The organism is Gottfriedia acidiceleris, assembly GCF_036421055.1.
Taxonomy (GTDB): domain Bacteria; phylum Bacillota; class Bacilli; order Bacillales; family Bacillaceae_G; genus Gottfriedia; species Gottfriedia acidiceleris_C.
The window spans coordinates 236,927-257,639 of sequence record NZ_JAZGQS010000001.1; the positions used below are offsets into that span (position 1 = coordinate 236,927).

21 protein-coding genes and 1 pseudogene are annotated in these 20,713 nt (G+C 32.9%); 13 read left to right on the forward strand and 9 right to left on the reverse strand.

All coding sequences use genetic code 11. From position 1 onward, the window contains the following. The first annotated feature begins 11 nt into the window (after positions 1–11). A complete protein-coding gene (tdcB, locus tag RAH41_RS01070) occupies positions 12–1,019 on the forward strand; it encodes a bifunctional threonine ammonia-lyase/L-serine ammonia-lyase TdcB (RefSeq protein ID WP_331219978.1) in 1,008 nt (335 codons plus the stop codon). Positions 1,020–1,043: 24 nt separating this feature from the next. Continuing rightward, a complete protein-coding gene (locus RAH41_RS01075) occupies positions 1,044–2,384 on the forward strand; it encodes an APC family permease (protein WP_331219979.1) in 1,341 nt (446 codons plus the stop codon). 140 nt (positions 2,385–2,524) lie between these two features. Here RAH41_RS01075 and RAH41_RS01080 read toward each other — a convergent pair whose 3' ends face one another. The 3 genes and pseudogenes from RAH41_RS01080 to RAH41_RS01090 form a co-directional block, all read right to left on the reverse strand. After that, positions 2,525–3,364 carry a MurR/RpiR family transcriptional regulator gene (locus RAH41_RS01080; protein WP_331219981.1) on the reverse strand — a complete coding sequence of 280 codons (840 nt, stop codon included), beginning with the start codon at positions 3,362–3,364 and terminating at the stop codon, positions 2,525–2,527. A 162-nt stretch (positions 3,365–3,526) separates the two neighbouring features. After that, positions 3,527–4,219 carry an N-acetylmannosamine-6-phosphate 2-epimerase gene (locus RAH41_RS01085; RefSeq protein WP_331219982.1) on the reverse strand — a complete coding sequence of 231 codons (693 nt, stop codon included), beginning with the start codon at positions 4,217–4,219 and terminating at the stop codon, positions 3,527–3,529. Positions 4,220–4,242: 23 nt separating this feature from the next. Next, a pseudogene (locus RAH41_RS01090) lies at positions 4,243–5,775 on the reverse strand (maltose/glucose-specific PTS transporter subunit IIC). 757 nt (positions 5,776–6,532) lie between these two features. Here RAH41_RS01090 and miaA point away from each other — a divergent pair. The 3 genes from miaA to RAH41_RS01105 all read left to right on the forward strand — a co-directional run bounded on the left by miaA (position 6,533) and on the right by RAH41_RS01105 (position 8,474). Continuing rightward, positions 6,533–7,495, forward strand: a complete 963-nt coding sequence (gene miaA, locus RAH41_RS01095; RefSeq protein ID WP_419471552.1) for a tRNA (adenosine(37)-N6)-dimethylallyltransferase MiaA — start codon at positions 6,533–6,535, stop codon at positions 7,493–7,495. Between the two features lie 23 nt (positions 7,496–7,518). Then, a complete protein-coding gene (gene hfq, locus RAH41_RS01100; protein WP_056470298.1) occupies positions 7,519–7,740 on the forward strand; it encodes an RNA chaperone Hfq in 222 nt (73 codons plus the stop codon). A gap of 107 nt (positions 7,741–7,847) precedes the next feature. Then, entirely contained in the window at positions 7,848–8,474 is a 627-nt protein-coding gene (locus RAH41_RS01105; protein ID WP_331219985.1) for an FMN-binding negative transcriptional regulator, read from the forward strand. Positions 8,475–8,538: 64 nt separating this feature from the next. On the opposite strand, the gene RAH41_RS01110 is transcribed toward RAH41_RS01105, so the two are convergent. After that, entirely contained in the window at positions 8,539–9,504 is a 966-nt protein-coding gene (locus tag RAH41_RS01110; protein ID WP_331219986.1) for a tyrosine-type recombinase/integrase, read from the reverse strand. Positions 9,505–9,764: 260 nt separating this feature from the next. Between RAH41_RS01110 and spoVK the strand changes: the two genes are divergently transcribed. Then, complete coding sequence (gene spoVK, locus RAH41_RS01115; RefSeq protein ID WP_331219988.1) at positions 9,765–10,712, forward strand: stage V sporulation protein K; 948 nt, start codon at positions 9,765–9,767, stop codon at positions 10,710–10,712. Between the two features lie 8 nt (positions 10,713–10,720). Here spoVK and RAH41_RS01120 read toward each other — a convergent pair whose 3' ends face one another. Together RAH41_RS01120 and RAH41_RS01125 are read right to left on the reverse strand one after the other, a co-directional pair. After that, entirely contained in the window at positions 10,721–11,677 is a 957-nt protein-coding gene (locus tag RAH41_RS01120; protein ID WP_331219989.1) for a magnesium transporter CorA family protein, read from the reverse strand. A 166-nt stretch (positions 11,678–11,843) separates the two neighbouring features. Further along, positions 11,844–12,497, reverse strand: coding sequence for a trimeric intracellular cation channel family protein (locus tag RAH41_RS01125; protein WP_331219991.1), 654 nt, complete (start codon positions 12,495–12,497; stop codon positions 11,844–11,846). A 125-nt stretch (positions 12,498–12,622) separates the two neighbouring features. Between RAH41_RS01125 and hflX the strand changes: the two genes are divergently transcribed. The 5 genes from hflX (at position 12,623) to RAH41_RS01150 (ending at position 18,138) form a co-directional block, all read left to right on the forward strand. Beyond that, entirely contained in the window at positions 12,623–13,891 is a 1,269-nt protein-coding gene (gene hflX / locus RAH41_RS01130) for a GTPase HflX (protein WP_331219993.1), read from the forward strand. Positions 13,892–13,894: 3 nt separating this feature from the next. Next, the gene (locus RAH41_RS01135) at positions 13,895–15,166 is read left to right on the forward strand and encodes a methionine gamma-lyase family protein (RefSeq protein ID WP_331219995.1); all 1,272 of its coding nucleotides are present in this window, start codon (positions 13,895–13,897) and stop codon (positions 15,164–15,166) included. 243 nt (positions 15,167–15,409) lie between these two features. Continuing rightward, entirely contained in the window at positions 15,410–15,748 is a 339-nt protein-coding gene (locus tag RAH41_RS01140; protein ID WP_331219997.1) for a zinc ribbon domain-containing protein YjdM, read from the forward strand. 218 nt (positions 15,749–15,966) lie between these two features. Beyond that, positions 15,967–17,262: an MFS transporter gene (locus RAH41_RS01145; protein WP_331219999.1), complete on the forward strand. Its 1,296-nt coding sequence runs from the start codon at positions 15,967–15,969 to the stop codon at positions 17,260–17,262. A gap of 213 nt (positions 17,263–17,475) precedes the next feature. After that, positions 17,476–18,138 carry a serine/threonine protein kinase gene (locus RAH41_RS01150; RefSeq protein ID WP_331220001.1) on the forward strand — a complete coding sequence of 221 codons (663 nt, stop codon included), beginning with the start codon at positions 17,476–17,478 and terminating at the stop codon, positions 18,136–18,138. 174 nt (positions 18,139–18,312) lie between these two features. Here RAH41_RS01150 and RAH41_RS01155 read toward each other — a convergent pair whose 3' ends face one another. The 3 genes from RAH41_RS01155 to RAH41_RS01165 are packed head-to-tail and all read right to left on the reverse strand — an operon-like array spanning position 18,313 to position 19,662. Beyond that, positions 18,313–18,846, reverse strand: coding sequence for a permease (locus RAH41_RS01155; protein ID WP_331220002.1), 534 nt, complete (start codon positions 18,844–18,846; stop codon positions 18,313–18,315). Then, positions 18,843–19,325 (reverse strand): hypothetical protein, encoded by a 483-nt coding sequence (locus RAH41_RS01160; RefSeq protein WP_331220003.1) that lies wholly within the window; start codon positions 19,323–19,325, stop codon positions 18,843–18,845. Before RAH41_RS01160 ends, RAH41_RS01155 begins: the two co-directional genes overlap by 4 nt. Further along, the gene (locus RAH41_RS01165; protein WP_331220005.1) at positions 19,318–19,662 is read right to left on the reverse strand and encodes a PadR family transcriptional regulator; all 345 of its coding nucleotides are present in this window, start codon (positions 19,660–19,662) and stop codon (positions 19,318–19,320) included. The genes RAH41_RS01160 and RAH41_RS01165 overlap by 8 nt, the downstream gene beginning before the upstream one ends. A gap of 329 nt (positions 19,663–19,991) precedes the next feature. On the opposite strand from RAH41_RS01165, the gene RAH41_RS01170 reads away from it, so the two are divergent. Next, the gene (locus tag RAH41_RS01170; protein WP_331220006.1) at positions 19,992–20,474 is read left to right on the forward strand and encodes a DUF2975 domain-containing protein; all 483 of its coding nucleotides are present in this window, start codon (positions 19,992–19,994) and stop codon (positions 20,472–20,474) included. 10 nt (positions 20,475–20,484) lie between these two features. After that, on the forward strand, positions 20,485–20,703 hold the full coding sequence (locus tag RAH41_RS01175) for a helix-turn-helix transcriptional regulator (RefSeq protein ID WP_331220007.1): 219 nt from the start codon (positions 20,485–20,487) through the stop codon (positions 20,701–20,703). The last annotated feature ends 10 nt before the right edge of the window (positions 20,704–20,713 follow it).

Sequence of the window (20,713 nt, forward strand, 5' to 3'; positions counted from 1 at the left end):
GAAGTTAGAAGATGAATAATTTAGATCATAAGGGATTACCATTATCCATTAAAGAGATTAAAACTGCTTATGAACTTTTAGAAGGAAAAGTTCGAAAAACACCATTAGTAAAATCATTTTATTTAACTTCAAAGTCTGGCGGAGAAATTTATTTAAAGCTGGAAAATATGCAATTAACTGGCTCTTTTAAATTTCGAGGTGCATTTAATAAAATTTCACATTTAACTGAGGAAGAAAGAAGTAAAGGCATTATTGCCTGTTCAGCTGGGAATCATGCACAAGGTGTCGCTTTATCATCAAAGCTATTACATATTAAGAGTAAAATTATCATGCCCTCATCTGCTCCAAAAGCAAAGGTCGAAGCAACAGAAGGCTACGGATCAAATATCATTTTACACGGTGAAACATTTGATGATGCGAAAGACTATTGCGCTAAAGTACGTGACGAAACAGGTGAAACATTCATCCATCCTTACGATGATCTTTACATTATGGCTGGTCAAGGGACAATTGGTATTGAAATTTTAGATGATCTTTGGGATGTTGATACAATCATTGTTCCAATTGGTGGTGGTGGACTCATTTCAGGAATTGCAGTCGCTATGAAATCATTTAACCCTTCAATCGATATTATTGGTGTTCAAGCAGAGAATGTACACGGCATGAAAGCATCAATAGACGCAGGCGAAGTAGTGAGTAATTATACCGCTCCTACTATAGCCGATGGCTGTACTGTTAAAGTTCCAGGGAAATTAACATATGAAATTGTAAAAGAATTAGTAACTGAAATCATTCTTGTAAGTGAGGATGAAATTGAAGTGGCAATGAAGGATTTACTACAGCGGGGTAAAGCAGTAGTGGAAGGTTCAGGTGCTCTAGCGACAGCAGCAATTTTATCAGGTAAAGCTTCAAAATATATAGAAGATAAAAAAGTAGTAGCAATCATATCGGGTGGTAATGTTGACCTAGAGAGAATCTCAAGTGTTTGTGAACATTTCTTTGGAAATGAAGTAAAGTAATCTTTTTAAGAATGGGTGATTCGATTGTCGGAAAATAGACTAAAAAGAGAAATGGGGTTTATTGCAGCTTTAACTACTGTAATTGGAACTGTAATTGGTGGTGGAGTTTTCTTTAAAGCTACAGCTGTATACGGCGCAACTGGATCTGCAAGCTTGGGTTTATTAGCATGGATAATTGGAGGAATCATTACAATTTGTGCTGGTTTATCTGGAGCTGAACTTGCCGCAGCAATACCAAAAACAGGGGGGATGGTTGCTTATTTAAAGCACACATATGGAGATTTAACAGCTTATTTACTTGGATGGGCTCAAACGATCATCTATTTTCCAGCTAATATTGCGGCACTTTCGATTATATTTGGTACGCAAGTAGTTTCCATTTTTGGAGTGTCAGCTAATTCTAATCAATTCACTGTAACGCTTATTGCCGTAGTTACTGCAAGTTTTATCACATTAATGAATTTCCTAGGAGCAAAAACGGCTGGTAGTATTCAATCATTTTTTACATTTTGTAAACTTATACCTCTGGCAATTTTAATCATTTTTGGATTATTACATGAAGGAAATGTGACATTTCAACTTTTCCCAGTTGAGGTAGGTAGTGATCGAAGCTTTTTGCCAGCACTAGGTTCAGCTTTACTTGCTACGATGTTTGCATATGATGGATGGATACTCGTAGGAAATATAGCCGGAGAAATGAAAAATCCTAAAAATGATTTGCCAAAAGCTATCCTATTTGGTTTAGCAGCTGTAATGACAGTCTATCTTTTAATTAACCTATCCTTTTTATTTGTATTAACTGCAGTGCAATTAGCGAGTACATCAACACCAGCCACTGAAGTATCGAAAGTTTTATTCGGTAATTTTGGAGGGAAACTCGTCTCGATCGGAATTTTGATTTCAGTATTTGGTACAATTAATGGCTATACAATGACAGGAATGAGGGTCCCATATGTGATGGCTAGAGAACAAAAACTTCCTTTTAGTAGTTGGTTTGGTAAATTATCTAAAACTGGAGTTCCATATAATGCCGGTTTATTTATCCTAATAGTTGCCATATTTATGATGTTTATAGGTGGATTTGACTTATTAACCGACATGTTAGTATTTGTCATCTGGATTTTCTATACTTTAACATTTATTGCAGTTTATATTTTACGAAAACGGGAACCGGATTTAAAAAGACCATATAAAGTACCTTTTTTACCTTTCGTTCTCTCAATCGCAATAATTGGGGGAATCTTTATCGTGGTTAACACACTAATGACGCAAACAATTTTAGCATTTTGGGGAATTGGTTTAACGTTAATTGGACTTCCTGTTTATTACATGTTAGGGAAAAATCATGTTGTAGTAGATGATTAATGAAAGGTAGGATATTTCCTACCTTTTACACTAATTGAATTTATATCTATTTGTTTATTTTTAGAAAAATTGCTTTCGTTCAAGTGATTATCCTTAGGAAAGCCGAACCATTTTTCATAAGGAGGGAATATGCTAGTTCATTAAGTATCCTCCAAAGCCTTCAAGGTTTTATCCCTAATCTGGAGACGATTCATATAGTCTTTTGCCACAAGTTCGGTGTATATTAAATCAAAAAGTAGAAAAAACGGCAGGGTGGGTGAAATGTTCTGTCCCATATGCATATTGCTTTTACTCATGACTAGAAGGGGGACATCTGCTAACTGGTAGAGTTCAGAAGATTTATCACTTGTAATTGCGAGAATCGCTGCTCCCTGTTTTTTGGCAATTTTAATCGCATTGATGACTTCTTTCGTTTTCCCTGAAACAGAAATGCCAATGACTAGACTCTTGTCTGTACTTAATGCTGCATCCATCACTGCTTGATGTGGATCTGTAATTGACTCAACATGAATTCCAATCCGAAAAAACTTCCATTTAAACTCTTGAGCTGCAATTCCTGAGTTGCCAATCCCGTAAACATGAACCTTTTGAGCATTATTTAAAAGAATAACGGCTTGCTGAATATCAAAATAATTCATTTTCTGAAAGGTCGTTTCGATGATTTCTAAATGATTTTGATAGAGATTAGAAAAATAATCAATCTTCTTAATGTCACTAGCTTTTGATGGTTTGTCTTTTAAATCGATATAGCGTTTTAGTTCATGTTTAAATTGATTAAATCCTGTAAAAGAAATCTTTTGACAAAAACGGGTAATTGTAGCCGGTGAAATATGAATTTTTCTCGCAATTTGACTAATTGATAATTGACTGATTTCTTCAGGATTTTTGATAATATATTTTGCTAATTCGGCTTCAGATGTTGTGAATTTATCCATCGTGCAGGTTATACCATGAAGAAGGTTCTCACCTAGATACTCCATATGCTTTCTCCTCTTTATCATTCATCCGTTCATAAAAACAATTATAACCTTATTTTAAGTGAAATACTTAAAGAGGATGAAAAATTCTTAAAAACTAACCTCTAATAAAAACTAATGCTAAAAATAACCCAGGGAAAGCGGCTGAGTTATTTTTAGCTTATCTTATTTTTGCATAGCATTCACAAATCGTTGCGTGATAATTTGTGGTCTTGTAATTGCACCGCCTACAACGACCGAGTGAACATTTAGATCAAGCACAATGCGGGCAATTTCTGGTGTTGATACATTACCTTCTGCTATAACCTTTGCATTTTTCACTTCTTTGACGATTTGTTTAATGACAGCATATTCATGATCATCAATTTTCAAGTCATTTGTCTCTTCGGTATATCCGTATAATGTCGGAGCTACAATATCAAAGCCTAACTCATCGGCAAAAATAGCTTCTTCAACTGAAGAAACGTCAGCCATCAGGAGAATGTGAGGATACTTTGTTCTTATTTCTTGATAAAATGATTTTAAATCACTGCCATCAGGACGAAGTCGATTTGTTGCATCTGTCGCTATAATTTCGACACCCGTCTGAGCTAAGGCATCAATCTCATTCATCGTTGGCGTAATAAAGACAGGAAAATTACTGTATACTTGTTTTATGATGCCAATAACAGGAAGATCTACTTGTTTTTTTATTTCTATAATATCTGATACGGAGTTGGCCCGAATGCCAACGGCGCCACCCTCCTTTGCAGCTAAAGCCATACGCCCCATAATAAATGAACTATGCAGCGGTTCCCCATCTAAAGCTTGGCAGGAAACGATTAATCCGTTTTTGATTTGTTCTAACACTTTATGCATTCAAAACACGTCCTTATTATTTATTAATGACCTAGAAATTCTTCTACTTCATTTTTTACAATGGTGACTTGAGGTCCGTAAATAATTTGTACACCCGTTCCCTTTTTCACAATCCCTTTTGATCCAGTTTTTTTAATGATATCGTCATTTACCAAGGAATCATCCTTAATGGTTATGCGCAGTCGAGTCGCACAACAATCGACAACATCAATATTACTCGTACCTCCTAATCCTACTACAATCGTTTTAGCACGCTCTGTAGCTGAAACTTGCTCTGTAGCTTGTTCCTCGTCTTCTCGTCCAATAACTTTGAAGTTCTTTTTTCTAATTAAAAATTTAAAAGTATAGTAGTATAAGAAGAACCATGGTATCCCAATAATCGGAACCATTATCCAATTTGTTTTGTCGTTACCTTGTAAAATACCAAATAGAACAAAATCAATAAATCCGCCTGAAAAGGTTTGTCCTACTGTGATATTGAATAGATCTGCCATCATAAAAGCTAAACCATCGAAAATGGCATGTACTAAATAAAGAAGCGGTGCCACGAATAAGAAACTAAATTCAAGTGGCTCAGTGATTCCTGTTAAGAAAGACGTTAACGCTGCTGATAACAAAATACCCGCTACTACTTTTCTATTTTTCTTTTTAGAGCAATGATAGATAGCCAGTGCGGCACCTGGTAAACCAAACATCATTGTAATAAAACGGCCAGACATGAATCTTGATACCCCTTCGTAATAGTGTTTCGTAGAAGGATCACCTAACTGGGCGAAAAAGATATTTTGTGTACCGCTGACTATTTTTCCTCCAATCTCAAGCGTACCGCCAAGAGCAGTTTACCAGAATGGAAGATAGAAAATATGGTGCAAGCCAAGCGGTCCAAGCATACGTAAAATAAATCCATAGAAAAAAGTTCCGATAAACCCAGTGCTTGTAACAATCGACCCGAGCTGATTGATTAAATCTTGGAAGTAAGGCCAAATTACAAATAGAATGCCTCCAACAAACATCGAAACAAACGAAACTACGATCGGAATAAAGCGTGAGCCACCAAAGAATCCTAAAACTTGAGGCAACTGAATTTTATTGTATTTATTGTGCAGCGCGGCTGCCACAATCCCAATGATAATACCGCCAAATACACCGGTTTCTAATGTCTGAATTCCGACGGCCATCCCTTGCCCAGCTCCTGCCAAATTATCTTTCGCCAGGTCTCCGGTTATAGAAAGTAACGCATGGATAGTATTATTCATAACAAAGTATCCAATCATAGCAGCTAATCCCGCAGTTCCTTTATCTGAACGGGCTAAACCAACAGCTACCCCAACGGCAAATATAATGGGTAAGTTAGCAAACACAATAGTGCCGGCTGCACTCATGATAGTAAAGATATTCTGCAACCATGTGATATCTAAAAACGGATAGGCAAAAACCGTATTTGGGTTTGAAAGAGCCCCTCCGATTCCCAGTAACAAGCCAGCAGCAGGTAAAACGGCAATAGGAAGCATGAACGATTTACCGAATTGCTGAGCTTTTTCAAAAGCTTTTTTCATTTATGTAGACCCCCTTAAGTTGTAATGTATGAGTAAGTTAAACTTATATGGGTATCATATAGACATAATGAATGCTATTCAATAGATTTGAATACGTTTTCATAGATTTTCAATAATCAGCTCTCTTTTATGAAAATGTTTTCATTCGTGGTATTTCAAAAAGATTAATAGAATGCAGACTTTATCCCATCTTCAAAGTCTTTTATAAATTTAACCATTAATAGGCGAAATCACTAAGGCATCTTCTAAAACATTGTTAAATACGCTACCCATCATTTTTTAAGAAAATACAAAATCCTCAACTTCCTAATTCGATATGAAAATTAAACTTTAATTGGCATAGTAAAACTATGCTGTAGTTTCAACTATTCAGTCTTTAATCAACAAAATCAAAAAGCTACGATTCAATCAATTTAAATTTATCAAAACTCCCAATTATTCTAATTTATTTTGAAAGTTTATTAACTGTTTGTTCAAAGCTGAATGAAGTCTCTTGAAACTTTAGAAGGTAGCTTTGAGAGCATTGGTTAAAAATAGTATGATAAGACCAATCAGGCAAAGTATTACCTCATTTTTTTTTAGATTACGATAGTTTACTTCCACAAATATAAAATGAAAACACTTCCTTTTAAAATTGTGAAATGATTCACAAAATGTTGGAATTTTTGTATAAATATGGTATAAATAAAAAGAGATATCTACTTTCAAAATTAGTAAGACAAGTAAGGAAAAGGTTGTATAGAAAGGCGTATATGTGATTACAATGGTAAATATGCAAAAAGTGATAGTCATCGTAGGTCCTACAGCAGTAGGGAAAACAAAACTAAGTATTGAACTTGCAAAAGCTCTTAATGGTGAAATCATTAATGGCGATGCGACACAAGTTTATAAAGAATTAAATATTGGAGCAGCTAAAGTTACTGAAGAAGAAAAAGAAGGGATTCCTCATCATTTAATTGATTTCCTTGATCCAAAAGATTCTTTTACGGTTGCTGATTTTCAAGAATTAGCAAGAGAAAAAATTAAAGAAATTGCTAACCGAGGTAAAGTTCCAATAATTGTTGGTGGCACTGGATTATATATCCAAAGTGTATTAACTAAATATGAATTTGCTGAGCAAGAAGGTGATGAGCTTTTAAGAAACCAATTAGAGGGCTTTGCGATGGCCTTTGGGAATAAAGCATTACATGATCAATTAAAAGAAATTGATCCAGAAAGTGCAAAGCAAATACATATGAATAATGTCAGAAGAGTAATCCGTGCAATTGAAGTTTTCAAGCTAACTGGACAAAAATTTTCAGATACCGCATTTAAAAAAGAGCCAGAGTATTTATATGATGCAGAAATAATCGGGTTATCAATGGATCGAGAGCTACTATACAATCGAATTAATTTACGAGTTGATCTAATGTTGGAAGAAGGACTATTAGATGAAGCAAAAATGCTCTACGACAAAGGTATTCGAAATTGTCAATCTGTGCAAGCGATTGGCTATAAAGAGCTTTACGATTATTTTGATGGAATCTTAACGAAAGAAGAAGCAATCGATTTAATTAAACAAAGCTCAAGAAGATATGCAAAAAGGCAAATGACGTGGTTTAGAAATAAAATGAACATCCATTGGTTTGATATGGATGGACATAATTTTGATATAAAAAAACTGGAAATTTTAGCTACGCTTGAAGGAAAGGGCTATTTCATCTCGAATAAATATATGTAGAGGTAGAAGAGGAGGAAAAGGACATGAAAACATCAATCAACATTCAAGATCAGTTCTTAAACCAATTACGTAAAGACAATCTAGCGGTTACAGTATTTTTACTAAATGGATTTCAAATCAAAGGTAAAGTAAAAAGCTTTGATAACTTTACGGTATTGTTAGATGTTGAAGGTAAACAACAATTAATATATAAACATGCGATTTCAACGTTTGTACCATCTAAAAATGTACAAATTGAAATGTAAAATAAATTGAAAAAAGGACATTGATCTTATGGTCAATGTTCTTTTTAATTATTCTAAACAAATTAATGAAAATAATTATATTATGTAAACTAATGGGAGGGAATTAAATGTATGTCCCAAAAGAATTTAAAGAAACAGATTTAAATCAATTAATAGCTGAAATGAAGAAAAATAGCTTCGGTATATTATTATCGAATAATGAAGATGCAAAAATAGAAGCAACTCATTTACCGTTTATCATTCAAGCAGACAATGAGAATTTAATGCTCATTACACATTTAGCTAAGCCAAATCCTCAATGGAAAACAATGAATGGAAAAGAATGTTTGATTATCTTTCCAGGGCCACATACATATGTTTCTGCTTCATGGTATGAAGAAAAAAATACAGTTTCAACTTGGAACTATACAGCAATACATGCTTATGGAAAAGTAACAACAATTGAAAATAAAGATGAAATGAGACAAATCGTGTTAAAAACGACTGACTATTTTGAAAAAGGACAATCAAAACCTTGGAAATACGAAGATCACACAGATTATGTTGAAAAATTACTTTCAGGAATTGTGTGTTTAAAAATTGAAGTAACAGAGTTAATCGGTAAAAAGAAATTAAGTCAAAATCATTCAATTGAAAGAAGAGAAAAAGTGATTGCAGCTTTACAAAATGAAGAAAAATATTCTTCGCATGAAATCGCGGAACTTATGAAAGCAAAACTAAATACAAGTTCTTAAAAAGAAGTTTCTACATAAATAAGAAGGGAGTTATGAAAATCATAACTCCTTTTTATTTGCGCTTTCATTTTCCCTGAAAATATTGAAAGTATCGTTTTAAAGAAACGGAGGTTTTCAATCCAACTAAATGCTGAATATCTTCCACTAATAATCCCTCTTTTATTTTCCGTAGAATAAAAGTGTTTCTTAAATGTTGTGAGCAAAGTCCTTTTCTAAGCCCAGCCCTTTTAACTTCCAACCTAAGCATTTTTTGAAATGCTATTTCAGTTAGTGCTTTCGGTGAATCTGTATCGTAAACCCAATGGAATGTCATGCGGTTATAATCAAATGCAACAAAGAGTGGATGAGTTGAATGATAATGAGGTCTTACGGGCTCTGGTATCGTGACAAAATAATTATATAATAACACTCGATCTTCTTTTGTGAGAATAATTGTTCTTTTAGTACCTTCCTTGCTATGGACAACAAGTTCATTTAAAGCGAAGTTAATATCACGCATCTGTAAATCAATTAATTCCTTTAAAGTTAAACCATACAACAGCATAAAACGAATCATAATTTCGTTACGATCCATTAAAAAAGATCTTGCTTTTAATTGTTTTTCTGATAAATCTGTCGTGGATTGAACGATTGATAGTAATTTTTTTTCTTCTTCTTCAGAGATAAAATCGTCCGATGAAAGAGCTCGCGAAGGTCGAGCTAAATAGTTAGTAAATGGAATGATATTTTCGATTGAAGAATTATTAGAATGTAAAAATTTATAAAATTGATTTAGTACAACATAAATTCGATGCATTGTTTTCTCATTATAACCACGTTCAGACGTTAAAAAATAGAAATAATCATTAAAATTTTGTACTTGTAATGAACTAAAACTTTTATTAACTTTTTTAAAATAACGGAAACATTCTTCTAAATCATAACAATAACGCTTAATAGTAGACTCTTTTCTTCCTTTACTATTTAAGTGAGAGGCAAATTGCAAGATGACATCAGGTAAAGTAGCAGTCGTTAAGTTTGGGATCGTCAAATTTATCAACTCTTCTCTTTTTCTCTCATTATATCAAATAAGTTAATAGAATTTAGTAAAATTTAGCAATCTTATCCATTTAACAGTTAGTCTGGAGAATAAAAGTTTTGAAATTAATCGTTCATACATATATTAGTAAAAAACTTATTTCGTAAAATACGTTCAAAAGCGCATAAAACGAACTTACATGTGATTTCTAAGAGGAGTGCTTTCTATAGATACACAAAAAAATGTTCGATAGAATAAGAGAGGTGTCATGTTTGGAGCAGCCAATTCGTTTAAAAGATAACGGCCAAATAAATGTTGTACTTAATACAGTGAAAAGAGGAGAGGTTTCTCCTATTCCAAGTATCGAAACAGTGAAACAGCCTAAACATGAGTTATTAATAGAAATAGAGGATCAGTTAAGGCATTTAATCGGTATGGAAGAAATAAAAAAAATGATTCATGAAATTTATGCTTGGATATTTATTAATAAAAAACGAGAAGAATTAAACTTAAAAGCCGAAAAACAAGTATTACATATGTTGTTTAAAGGGAATCCAGGAACTGGAAAAACGACTGTTGCAAGGATTATTGGTCAATTATTTTTAAAAATGGGTGTATTGTCAAAAGGTCACCTAATTGAAGCAGAAAGAGCTGATTTAGTCGGGGAATACATTGGTCACACTGCTCAAAAAACTAGAGATTTAGTAAAAAAAGCAAATGGTGGGATTCTTTTTATTGATGAGGCTTACTCGCTTGGCCGAGGTGGGGAGAAAGATTTTGGAAAAGAAGCGATTGATACGCTTGTTAAACATATGGAAGATAAACATGGTGACTTTGTATTAATTTTAGCCGGCTATTCATCCGAAATGGATTATTTCTTAAGTTTAAATCCTGGACTTAAATCAAGGTTTCCATTCATTTTAGAATTCCAGGATTATTCTGTAAAGGAGCTTCTAGATATATCAAAAAAAATGTTTGTTGACCGGGAATATATTCTATCTCGTGAAGCGGAATTCCGTTTAAGAGATTTTATCCAAAAGGCTAAACTTGAAAATCGTGCTCATTTTAGTAATGGGCGATTTGTACGTAATATTGTTGAAAAATCGATTAGGACACAAGCAACAAGATTAGTATCTGAGACTGAATTTAATCGAGAAATATTAATGAGAATTGAAGAAAAAGATTTGTTTACTACTGACAAAATCGATTCAATTAATTGAATCGATTCCTATTTAATCTGGTGCTTTCTACCCCACCAGCCTTTAATGTAAAAATAAATTGAAATAATAACACCAATTAAAATATTGAGGAAGATACAATAAAAATAACCATATTTCCATTTTAACTCAGGCATATTTATAAAATTCATGCCATAAAATCCTGCGATAAAAGACATAGGTAGGAAAATGGCACTTATGAGTGTTAAAGTTTTCATGATATCATTTGTCCGGTCAGATTTTAAGGACATTTGAAGTTCGATAATGCCTCCCATACTTTCTTTGAAATTATCTAGGGCATTAATAATCCGTTCATAATTCTCTTTCAACTCGTTAAAATAAAAACCTGCATCCTGACTTAAGAAAGGAAAGTCTGCTTCAACAATTTGGTTAATGACATTTACTTGCGGTTCTACAAGTTGTCTTAAATCTTGAAGTTGAACTTTCCAATTGAAGATTTTCTTATCTAAATCTTTTCGAAATGGGTCATTAAATAAGTTTCGTTCAATTTCTTCAATCTCATTTGCAAACCGATCAATTGAGATAAGGAATTTCTCTATAACCTCATGGAAAATTTGATATAAAACATGACCAGCATGGTCTACTTTAATATAATTTTGGTTGAATTCCTGAGTTACATACTTGAACAAATCTATTTCATGATCTTCTATATATGAAATAATTAAATTACTACAAACAAGAATATTTATTTTTGTTGGTTTAAATAACTTAGTTAAAGCATATAAGGAAAGTATTGCCTCGTTTTTAAAAACATTTATTCTTGGTTTATAATCACTATGTAGAAGTTTCTTTTTTGCTAAAGGATGAATCGTTAAACTTTCAATAATAGTAGTTAACTCATCTAAGGATTTATTATTGAAGTGATACCAAAGAATTTCATCATTAGTTGGAAGTAAAAATTCATCAACAGTCTCGACTGAATGGTTTGTTAGATTATATCTCTTCAAATGAAATTCCACCTTTAAATAAATTTCTAAAATAGTGTTGGCAAGAATAGGTAAATTATGTGATAAAAACAAAGGTTGGTTGCAAAGAAGCAAGGAGCAAAAGGGGAAAAATAAAAAAAACAAACCTATCTTATTAAAGGGTTTGTTTTTATTGGACTTATTTAATTTAATTTAATTTTTGAGTGCTTGATTCGTTTAAACTAACTGTAGAGCTAGAGTCTTTAAATGATCTTTTAGGTAGACTCCAATTATAATGTACAGATAATAGTCTAAGAAGAACAATAACAATGAATAATAATAATAGTTCAAAATTTGTATCAACAAATTTATTTCCAATTAAAACGCCTACAAGTATTGCCCAAAAAGCATATACTTCTGAATGTAATACCATTGGTTTTCTTTTTGCAAGTAGATCTCGTACGATTCCTCCACCGATTCCAGTTAAGACAGATGCAACAATAACAGCGCTAACAGGTAATTTTAATTCCATGGCATAATTTGCACCAAGAATTGCAAAAGCGGATAAACCGATTGAATCGAATAAAATATCTAATTTTTTAAAAGGTTTATTTGATAATTGCGGAAAGAAAAAGATAATTGTCATCGCAGCTAAAGCAATTGTAAAATTTGTTGTTTGATTCCATAAATAGTTAATTGGATAACCTATTAATAGATTACGTAATGCACCGCCACCAAAGGCTGTAGCAAAGCCTAGAATATAGACCCCAAATAAATCATAGTCTTCTTCCATCGCGACTACTGCACCACTTAATGCAAAGGAAATAGTACCAATAATGCTAAATAACTCCCATGTTTCCAAAAAGCAATTCCCCTGCCCCTCCAATAAAAAGATGAAAAATAGTCCAGATATCATTATAATAAAGAGACAGTTAAGAGTAAAGAATATTTATTGCTTAGAATTGGTTAAAGAAAAGGTGGAATTTTGTGACGAATGAATTGAGAGAAAAAGCCATTTTAGTTGGATGTCAGCTTCAAAATGTAGATGATGATCGTTTTAATTATTCATTGGATGAATTAGCATCACTTACGAAGACGGCAAATGGGGAAGTAGTTTTAATCACTTCACAAAAAAGAACTAAATATCATCCAGCATTATACATAGGGACAGGTAAAGTAGAAGAGTTAGAGGCAGCAATTGCAGAGTTAGAACCTGATGTTATTATTTTTAATAATGAACTGACTCCATCTCAAATACGTAATTTATCTGCGAGATTAGAAAAAAGGGTAATTGACAGAACGCAATTAATTTTAGACATATTTGCACAGCGTGCGAAAACAAAAGAAGGTAAATTACAGGTTGAATTAGCTCAATTACAATATTTAATGCCAAGATTAGTTGGTCAAGGAACAGAGTTATCAAGACTTGGTGGAGGTATTGGTACAAGAGGACCTGGTGAAACAAAACTAGAATCTGATCGTCGACACATTCGAAAACGTATAGATGATATTAAACAGCAATTAAACATAATCGTTGAACATCGAAAACGTTATCGTGAGCGACGTAAGAAAAATGAAATGTTTCATATTTCGTTAGTAGGTTATACAAATGCAGGAAAATCAACATTATTTAACCGACTAACTAAATCAGATGTGTATGAACAAGATTTACTGTTTGCGACATTAGATCCTACAACTAGAAAATTTGTTTTATCAAATGGTATGACAACTTTACTAACAGATACAGTAGGTTTTATTCAAGATTTACCAACTTCACTTATTGCAGCATTCCGTTCAACACTTGAAGAAGCAACAGAAGCAGATTTCATTCTTCATGTTGTCGATGCATCTCATGAAAATTATAAAAGTCATGAAGTAACAGTTTCTAAATTATTGAATGATTTAGATGTTGAAAATATTCCAATTTTGACTGTTTATAATAAAATTGATCAAGTTCATGAGGACTTTATACCTTCACCATCTGAAGGTTTTATTGAGATGAGTGCTTTAAATGAAGATGACTTAAGTAAATTACGACAAAGAATTGAATATGAATGTAAGCAGTATATGGAATATTTTGAGGCATTTGTACCAGCATATGAGGGCAAATTAATTCATGAAATCAAAAAATTAACGATGATTGAATCAATCAACTTTAATGAAGAAGCAGAAATCTATCAAATTACTGGTTATGTTTTCAAGGAACATTCAATTTATGATACAGTTAAAAGATATAGAATACATAAGGAGCAATAATCAATGCTAGAATTTTTATCAAACGGGGAAAAAATTGCACCATTAGTTGCAGATGTTGAAAAATTAATTTCAGAAGCCCATAAAGAAATTGACGAAGTGATTGAATATAACCAATTCAAAGTTTTACAAAGCTTTCGAAAGCATAAAGTAAGTGATAGTCATTTTATCCCAACAACTGGTTATGGTTATGATGATATCGGAAGAGATACATTAGAGGATATTTTTGCAGATGTCTTTGGTGGAGAAGCTGGTCTAGTGAGACCGCAAATCATTTCAGGAACCCATGCAATTTCAACTGCTTTATTTGGCGTACTAAGACCAGGCGATGAGCTTTTATATATTACTGGGAAGCCATATGATACATTAGAGGAAATTGTAGGGATTCGTGGGGAAAGTGGAAATGGCTCATTAAAAGACTTTGGGATTGGATATGAATCAATCGAATTAGTAAATGATGAACGAATCAATTATGAAAAAGTCGCAAATAAAATGACAAGTAATACAAAAGTGATTGGTATTCAGCGTTCAAAAGGTTACGGAACAAGACCTTCATATACAATTGAACAAATTAAAGAGATGATTGATTTTGTAAAAGAAATTGATCCAAATGTCATAGTATTTGTAGATAATTGTTATGGTGAGTTTGTTGAAAAACAAGAGCCATGCCATGTGGGAGCAGATTTAATGGCAGGTTCATTAATTAAAAATCCTGGTGGAGGACTTGCAAAAACGGGTGGTTATATTGTAGGACGTAAAGATTTAGTTGAAAAATGCGGCTATCGTTTAACATCTCCAGGGATTGGACGTGAAGCAGGTGCTTCTCTTTATGCGTTACAAGATATGTATCATGGATTTTTTATGGCGCCACATATTACTGGTCAAGCATTAAAAGGAGCTTTATTTACTGCAGCGTTCTTAGAAAAGCTTGGAATGAACACAAATCCTTCATGGGATGCTGTAAGAACAGATTTAATTCAATCTGTTCAATTTGATGATAAAGAAAAAATGATTGCATTTTGTCAAGCAATTCAAGCAGCCTCACCGATCAATGCTCATTTTACGCCAACAGCAAACTATATGCCTGGATATGAAGACGATGTAATTATGGCAGCGGGGACATTTATCCAAGGTGCAAGTATTGAATTAACGGCAGATGGTCCAATAAGAGCTCCATATGTTGCATACGTTCAAGGTGGCTTAACTTATGCTCACGTGAAAATTGCAATTTGTTCGGCAGTTAATTCTTTAATTGAAAAAAATCTATTAGAAATTTAAAACAAAATAGCTCATGACCTGTAATCATGAGCTATTTTATCTATGAAAATAAATGGGGACTTACTTTCATAATGAAGAAGGTTCTATCTATATTTATATCTTACAGGTCAAACCTTAAATTAACCTTAACATTATCATTAAAATTCGATAATAATAATGTAATCTTATATTAAGGTTAGGGGTATGCGACTACATAGAAGTAGGGTGAAAAGTATAGATTAAGTAATGAGCGGAGGAAAAACAATGGAAAATCTACCTAATTGTCCTAAGTGTAATTCATCATATACATATGAAGATGGAATTCTTTTAATTTGTCCGGAATGTGGTTATGAATGGACAATGGAAACAGAACATACGAATAACGAAACAAAAGTAGTAAAAGATGCAAACGGAAATATTTTAAATGATGGGGATTCAGTTACAGTTATAAAAGATTTAAAAGTAAAGGGCACATCACTTGTCGTTAAAATTGGTACAAAAGTGAAAAGTATTCGATTAGTTGAAGGTGATCACGATATCGATTGTAAAATTGAAGGTTTTGGTGCCATGAAGTTAAAGTCTGAGTTTGTTAAAAAAGCGTAGTAACGTTATTTATAAATTTTATTAAAAGAACAAAAGCATCAAGTCAAATGGCTCGATGCTTTTGTTTTATATGTTAAATTTACGAAAGAAAATAAAAATAATAGTTTGATATAAATTGATATTTGTTAAAATAAAAGAGATGTAATTAACCGTTTACATTCATTGATATTATTGCAATTATTGTTTTAAAAATCGCACGACTAAAAGAAGGTGTATAAATGAAGAATCGAGCGCATAATTTTGCAATGGATTATGTGAATTCAGAGGAAAAACAAAAGATGCTATATAAACGGACACTATTGATGGTTAGCATTTCGCAAATTTTTGGCGGAGCAGGATTAGCTGCCGGAGTGACAGTTGGTGCGCTTTTAGCTCAACAAATGCTTGGGACAGATGCTTTTACTGGTTTGCCAGCATCTCTTTTTACACTAGGTTCAGCAGGAGCGGCATTAATTGTTGGTAGGCTTTCGCAAAGATTTGGTCGACGAATCGGGCTTGCTGCAGGATTTTTTACCGGTGGACTTGGGGCAATCGGTGTTGTAATTGCAGCAATGACAAACAGTATTATTCTTTTATTCGCATCACTCTTGATTTATGGTGCCGGAACAGCAACCAATTTGCAAGCTCGATATGCAGGAACTGATTTGGCAAATAATAAACAACGTGCAAAAGCAATTAGTATAGCAATGGTTTCCACTACGTTTGGTGCAGTCGCAGGTCCTAACTTAGTAGGCCCAATGGGAAAATTTGCAGTCTCCATTGGCGTGCCAGCACTTGCAGGTCCATTCATTTTATCCGCAACTGCTTTTATTTTGGCTGGCCTTTTTCTTTTCTTAATGCTTAATCCAGACCCATTGATTTTAGCGAAAATAATCGAGTCAAATAAAACACAAAAAGTAGATGTAGTTCCTTCCACACAAATTGAAAGTATGAAAGCAAATAGAGGGATTGCTGTAGGAGCTACGACAATGGTACTAACGCAAATTGTTATGGTTGCTATTATGACAATGACACCTATTCATATGAAACATCACGGGCATGGACTAAACGAAGTAGGTATAGTCATTGCGTTCCATATTGGCTCAATGTATCTTCCTTCACTCATTACAGGTATTCTTGTAGATAAAATGGGGCGAACAACTATGTCAATTGCGTCTGGAGCCACTTTATTACTAGCAGGAGTAATAGCCGCATCAGCACCAAGTGACTCAATGATTCTACTAGTAGTTGCTCTTTCTTTACTAGGATTAGGGTGGAATTTTGGACTAATCAGTGGGACTGCTCAAATCGTTGATTCAACAGATTCTACTACACGCGCCAAAACTCAAGGAACTGTGGATGTATTTATCGCACTAGCAGGAGCATCAGGTGGCGCATTGTCTGGAATGATTGTTGCCAATTCAAGTTATGCAGCATTATCATTAGCTGGGGGAATTTTATCCCTACTCCTTATTCCAGTCGTGATTTGGTCACGTGGAGGAAAAAAAGAACGCGAACAAGGTCTTCATCTGTAAAATAAATAAGATAAAATAGGAGCTGAATAATCAGCTCCTATTTCACAATTTGCGCTTGTTAAGAAGCTTAATCAAATTTCTAGTAAAATCGTAACTTTTTTCGAAAACGAATTGAATTTTTTTATTATTTTTAGCCGTTATGAAAGGGATTGATATTTTTGATAGGCTAATAGATTAAGAAATCGTAGTATACGGATATAAAGGGGTAAATGAATGTCTATTTTATCTAATCAATCTGAATTTAAGTTTCTAATTGAAAATGAATTAATTCCGAATGTAAGCCTCAAGAGTGTACGTCCAAATGACCCAATTGTAGTTAAGAATATTCCAGACGGTTGGACATGCATTGGATCAGGAAATTATGCTTCGGTTTTTATACATCATTCTGAACCAAATGTAGTGGTTAAAGTGTATGGAAAAGAGCTAGATGGTTTAAAAAAAGAAGTTCAAGTATATAAACAATTGGGAGATCATCCGGCTTATTCGAAATTAATACAATTTGGTGAAAAATATTTAGTATTAAAAAGATTACAAGGAATTACATTATACAACGCCCTTGCAAATGGTGATCGAATACATGAGAGCGTGATTAAAGATGTAAATATTGCGCTTAAGTATGCGATAAGTAGAGGGCTAAATCCATACGATGTTCACGGGAAAAATGTGATGATGAAAGATGGTAGGGGATACGTTGTAGATGTATCTGACTTTTATAAAAAAGGAAAGGATGAAAAGTGGGAAGATTTAGTCAAAGCTTATTATAAATTATATAAAAAAACTTTGTATAAAGTACCTATTAAAATTCCGTTAAAATTCTTGGATTTTACTAGGCATTCATACAGATTTTACAAAAAAATGAGAGACAGATTTAAATAGATTACGTTGGAAAAGGTTAAGACAAGTGTAATAGGTTAATAATTGAAAGTAGTAACTGCAATGAATAGTAAAAGAGATAGCGGTTTACAGTTCAAGAAGACTAGCATACGGGCTAGTCTTCTTGAGTTTGCTGTTATTCATTTAGTTTTTTTAGTTTATATACGTATATAATACCTATATAGAAATATCTTGGTCATCTTCAAAATTTAACAATTGTTTATGAGTATAAAACTTCTCAAAAACGATTCCCGCTAAATAGTAAAATACTAAGCCAAAACATAAATGAATAAGTGTAAATTTAATACCAAATGAAGAGATTTCATATATAACTATAGGTAGTTTCGCCGTTGTCCAAACTCCTAAAAAAAATACAACATAACGAATACTTGCTCCTTTTTTCAATAAAAGTACCGCGATTGGAAAAGCTAGATATAGAGGACCAGCTGCTATACCTCCTAGTAAGAGAGCAAACAGAACACCATAAATGCCAGATTGATCTCCCATATATTTTATAAGCGTTTCTTTTTCAACCCATTTGTCGAGTAAGCCAACAAAAACTAAAACAGGTGGGAGGAGAAACAACATATTTAATATACTACTTCCAGTTAACTGAAATGCTTTCATTCCAACTGAGTGATTTATTAATGTTAGAACGATGAACACTACTAATAAAATAAAAAAGAAACGATATTTTTTTAAATGAATCATACCATCACCAACCAAATAATATATGCAAATAAAAGAGACATTAAAAGTCCAGTAGCATTACGTGCATATGCAAAACTTCTTCCAAATAATTTTTGTTCCATAGGTAAAGTAATAATTCCGACTGACATTAACGTTGACATTAACACTGCTACTTGTGGGAGTCCAGCACCATTTTGGACTAATGTTTCCCCAAGAGGAAAAACGATAAAACTAGGAATTAAGCCAACAGAACCAATTATTGTAGATAGTATAATTCCTTTCACTCCAGAATGTGCACCAATTATTGATGAAACGAGTGTAGGCGTGAATAAAGATAAGGATAGTCCTACAAATAACATAATAGTTAAAATTTCAGGAAAAATATTACAAAACATTCTCCATGATTTTAATAATGCATCTTTTGTTTTCTGTCGATCCTTTATAAAAGAGATACAAGTAAGAATTATTGCTAAACTGTATAAGATCGATGCATTAATCATGATTCTTCTCATCCTTCCATTCATTGTATTTGTTGATGAAAAATGTTAAATTTTTAAGCTTTTCTTCAATGTTTTTTTGAAATTCTTCTAATTTTTCTTTCCCACTTTCAGTAATTTTGTACATCTTGATCGGTTTATCTTGCTCGGATTTACCTAAATAAGACTCAACAGCACCATCAGTCTCTAATTGCTTTAGAGTTCGATATAATATTGAACTGTCAATTGGATTAATTGGTAGTTCTTCCTCACATTTTTGCAATAGCTTCCCACCATAGCTATCCCCTGCAGTTAAAAACAACAAAAGAAATGCACCTGTATGTCTACCTGTATGTTTCATAAATAGTTAGCCTCCAAAAAATCATATATGTCTTCACAAAGAAAAATTTATACTGTTAATAACAATATACTGTTATTAACAGTAATATGTTACTAACAGTATATTTAATTTCTTAATTTAATTCAACTCAAAATTTTTTTCTTTGAGAGGTTTAATAATTACGTTTTAAAAAGAGCATTTCACTTTGGTTCGAAATGCTTTTTACTATTTCTAAAATAAACGGATAATTTTAGAACGATAATAATATAATAAAAAACAACAATAATTTATTGTAAAACAATAAATTATATGGTAAATTCAAATTGAAAATAATCTAGTGAGGTGCTTTTATGAAACGTGGGTCAACTCTCTTTTTAAAAATAGTAGTCATTTTTATTGGGCTCCCAGTGCTTGCATTGTGTATATTGGTGGTTCCGAAGATTGCAGAATTTGCTGCTGAGTTATATCCGAATATTACTTTAATGAAATACTTTATTTTTATAGATCTTTATTTAGCAGCAATTCCTTTCTATTTTGCTCTTTATCAAGCTTTTAAACTTTTAAGCTACATTGATAAAAATAAAGCTTTCTCGCAATTATCGGTTAACGCTTTAAAGAAAATAAAGTTTAGTGCAATCGCAATTAGTGTTTTGTATGTACTAGGGTTGCCACTTTTTTATTTAATTGCTGATATGGATGATGCTCCAGGAATTATCGTTATTGGCATGGTCTTGATTTTTGCTTCAATGGTAATTGCAGTTTTTGCAGCCGTTCTCGAAAGGCTTTTGAAAGAAGCAATTGATATAAAATCAGAAAATGATTTAACGGTCTGAGGTGAAGAATATGGCAATTATTATTAATATTGACGTGATGTTGGCAAAAAGGAAAATGAGTGTAACCGAACTTTCAGAAAAAGTTGGGATTACGATGGCGAATCTTTCTATATTGAAAAACGGTAAAGCAAAAGCGATACGTTTTTCAACTTTAGAAGCAATTTGTAAGGCCTTAGAGTGTCAACCTGGTGATATTTTAGAGTATCAAAATGATGATGACAACAAGTAGATCGTTATGA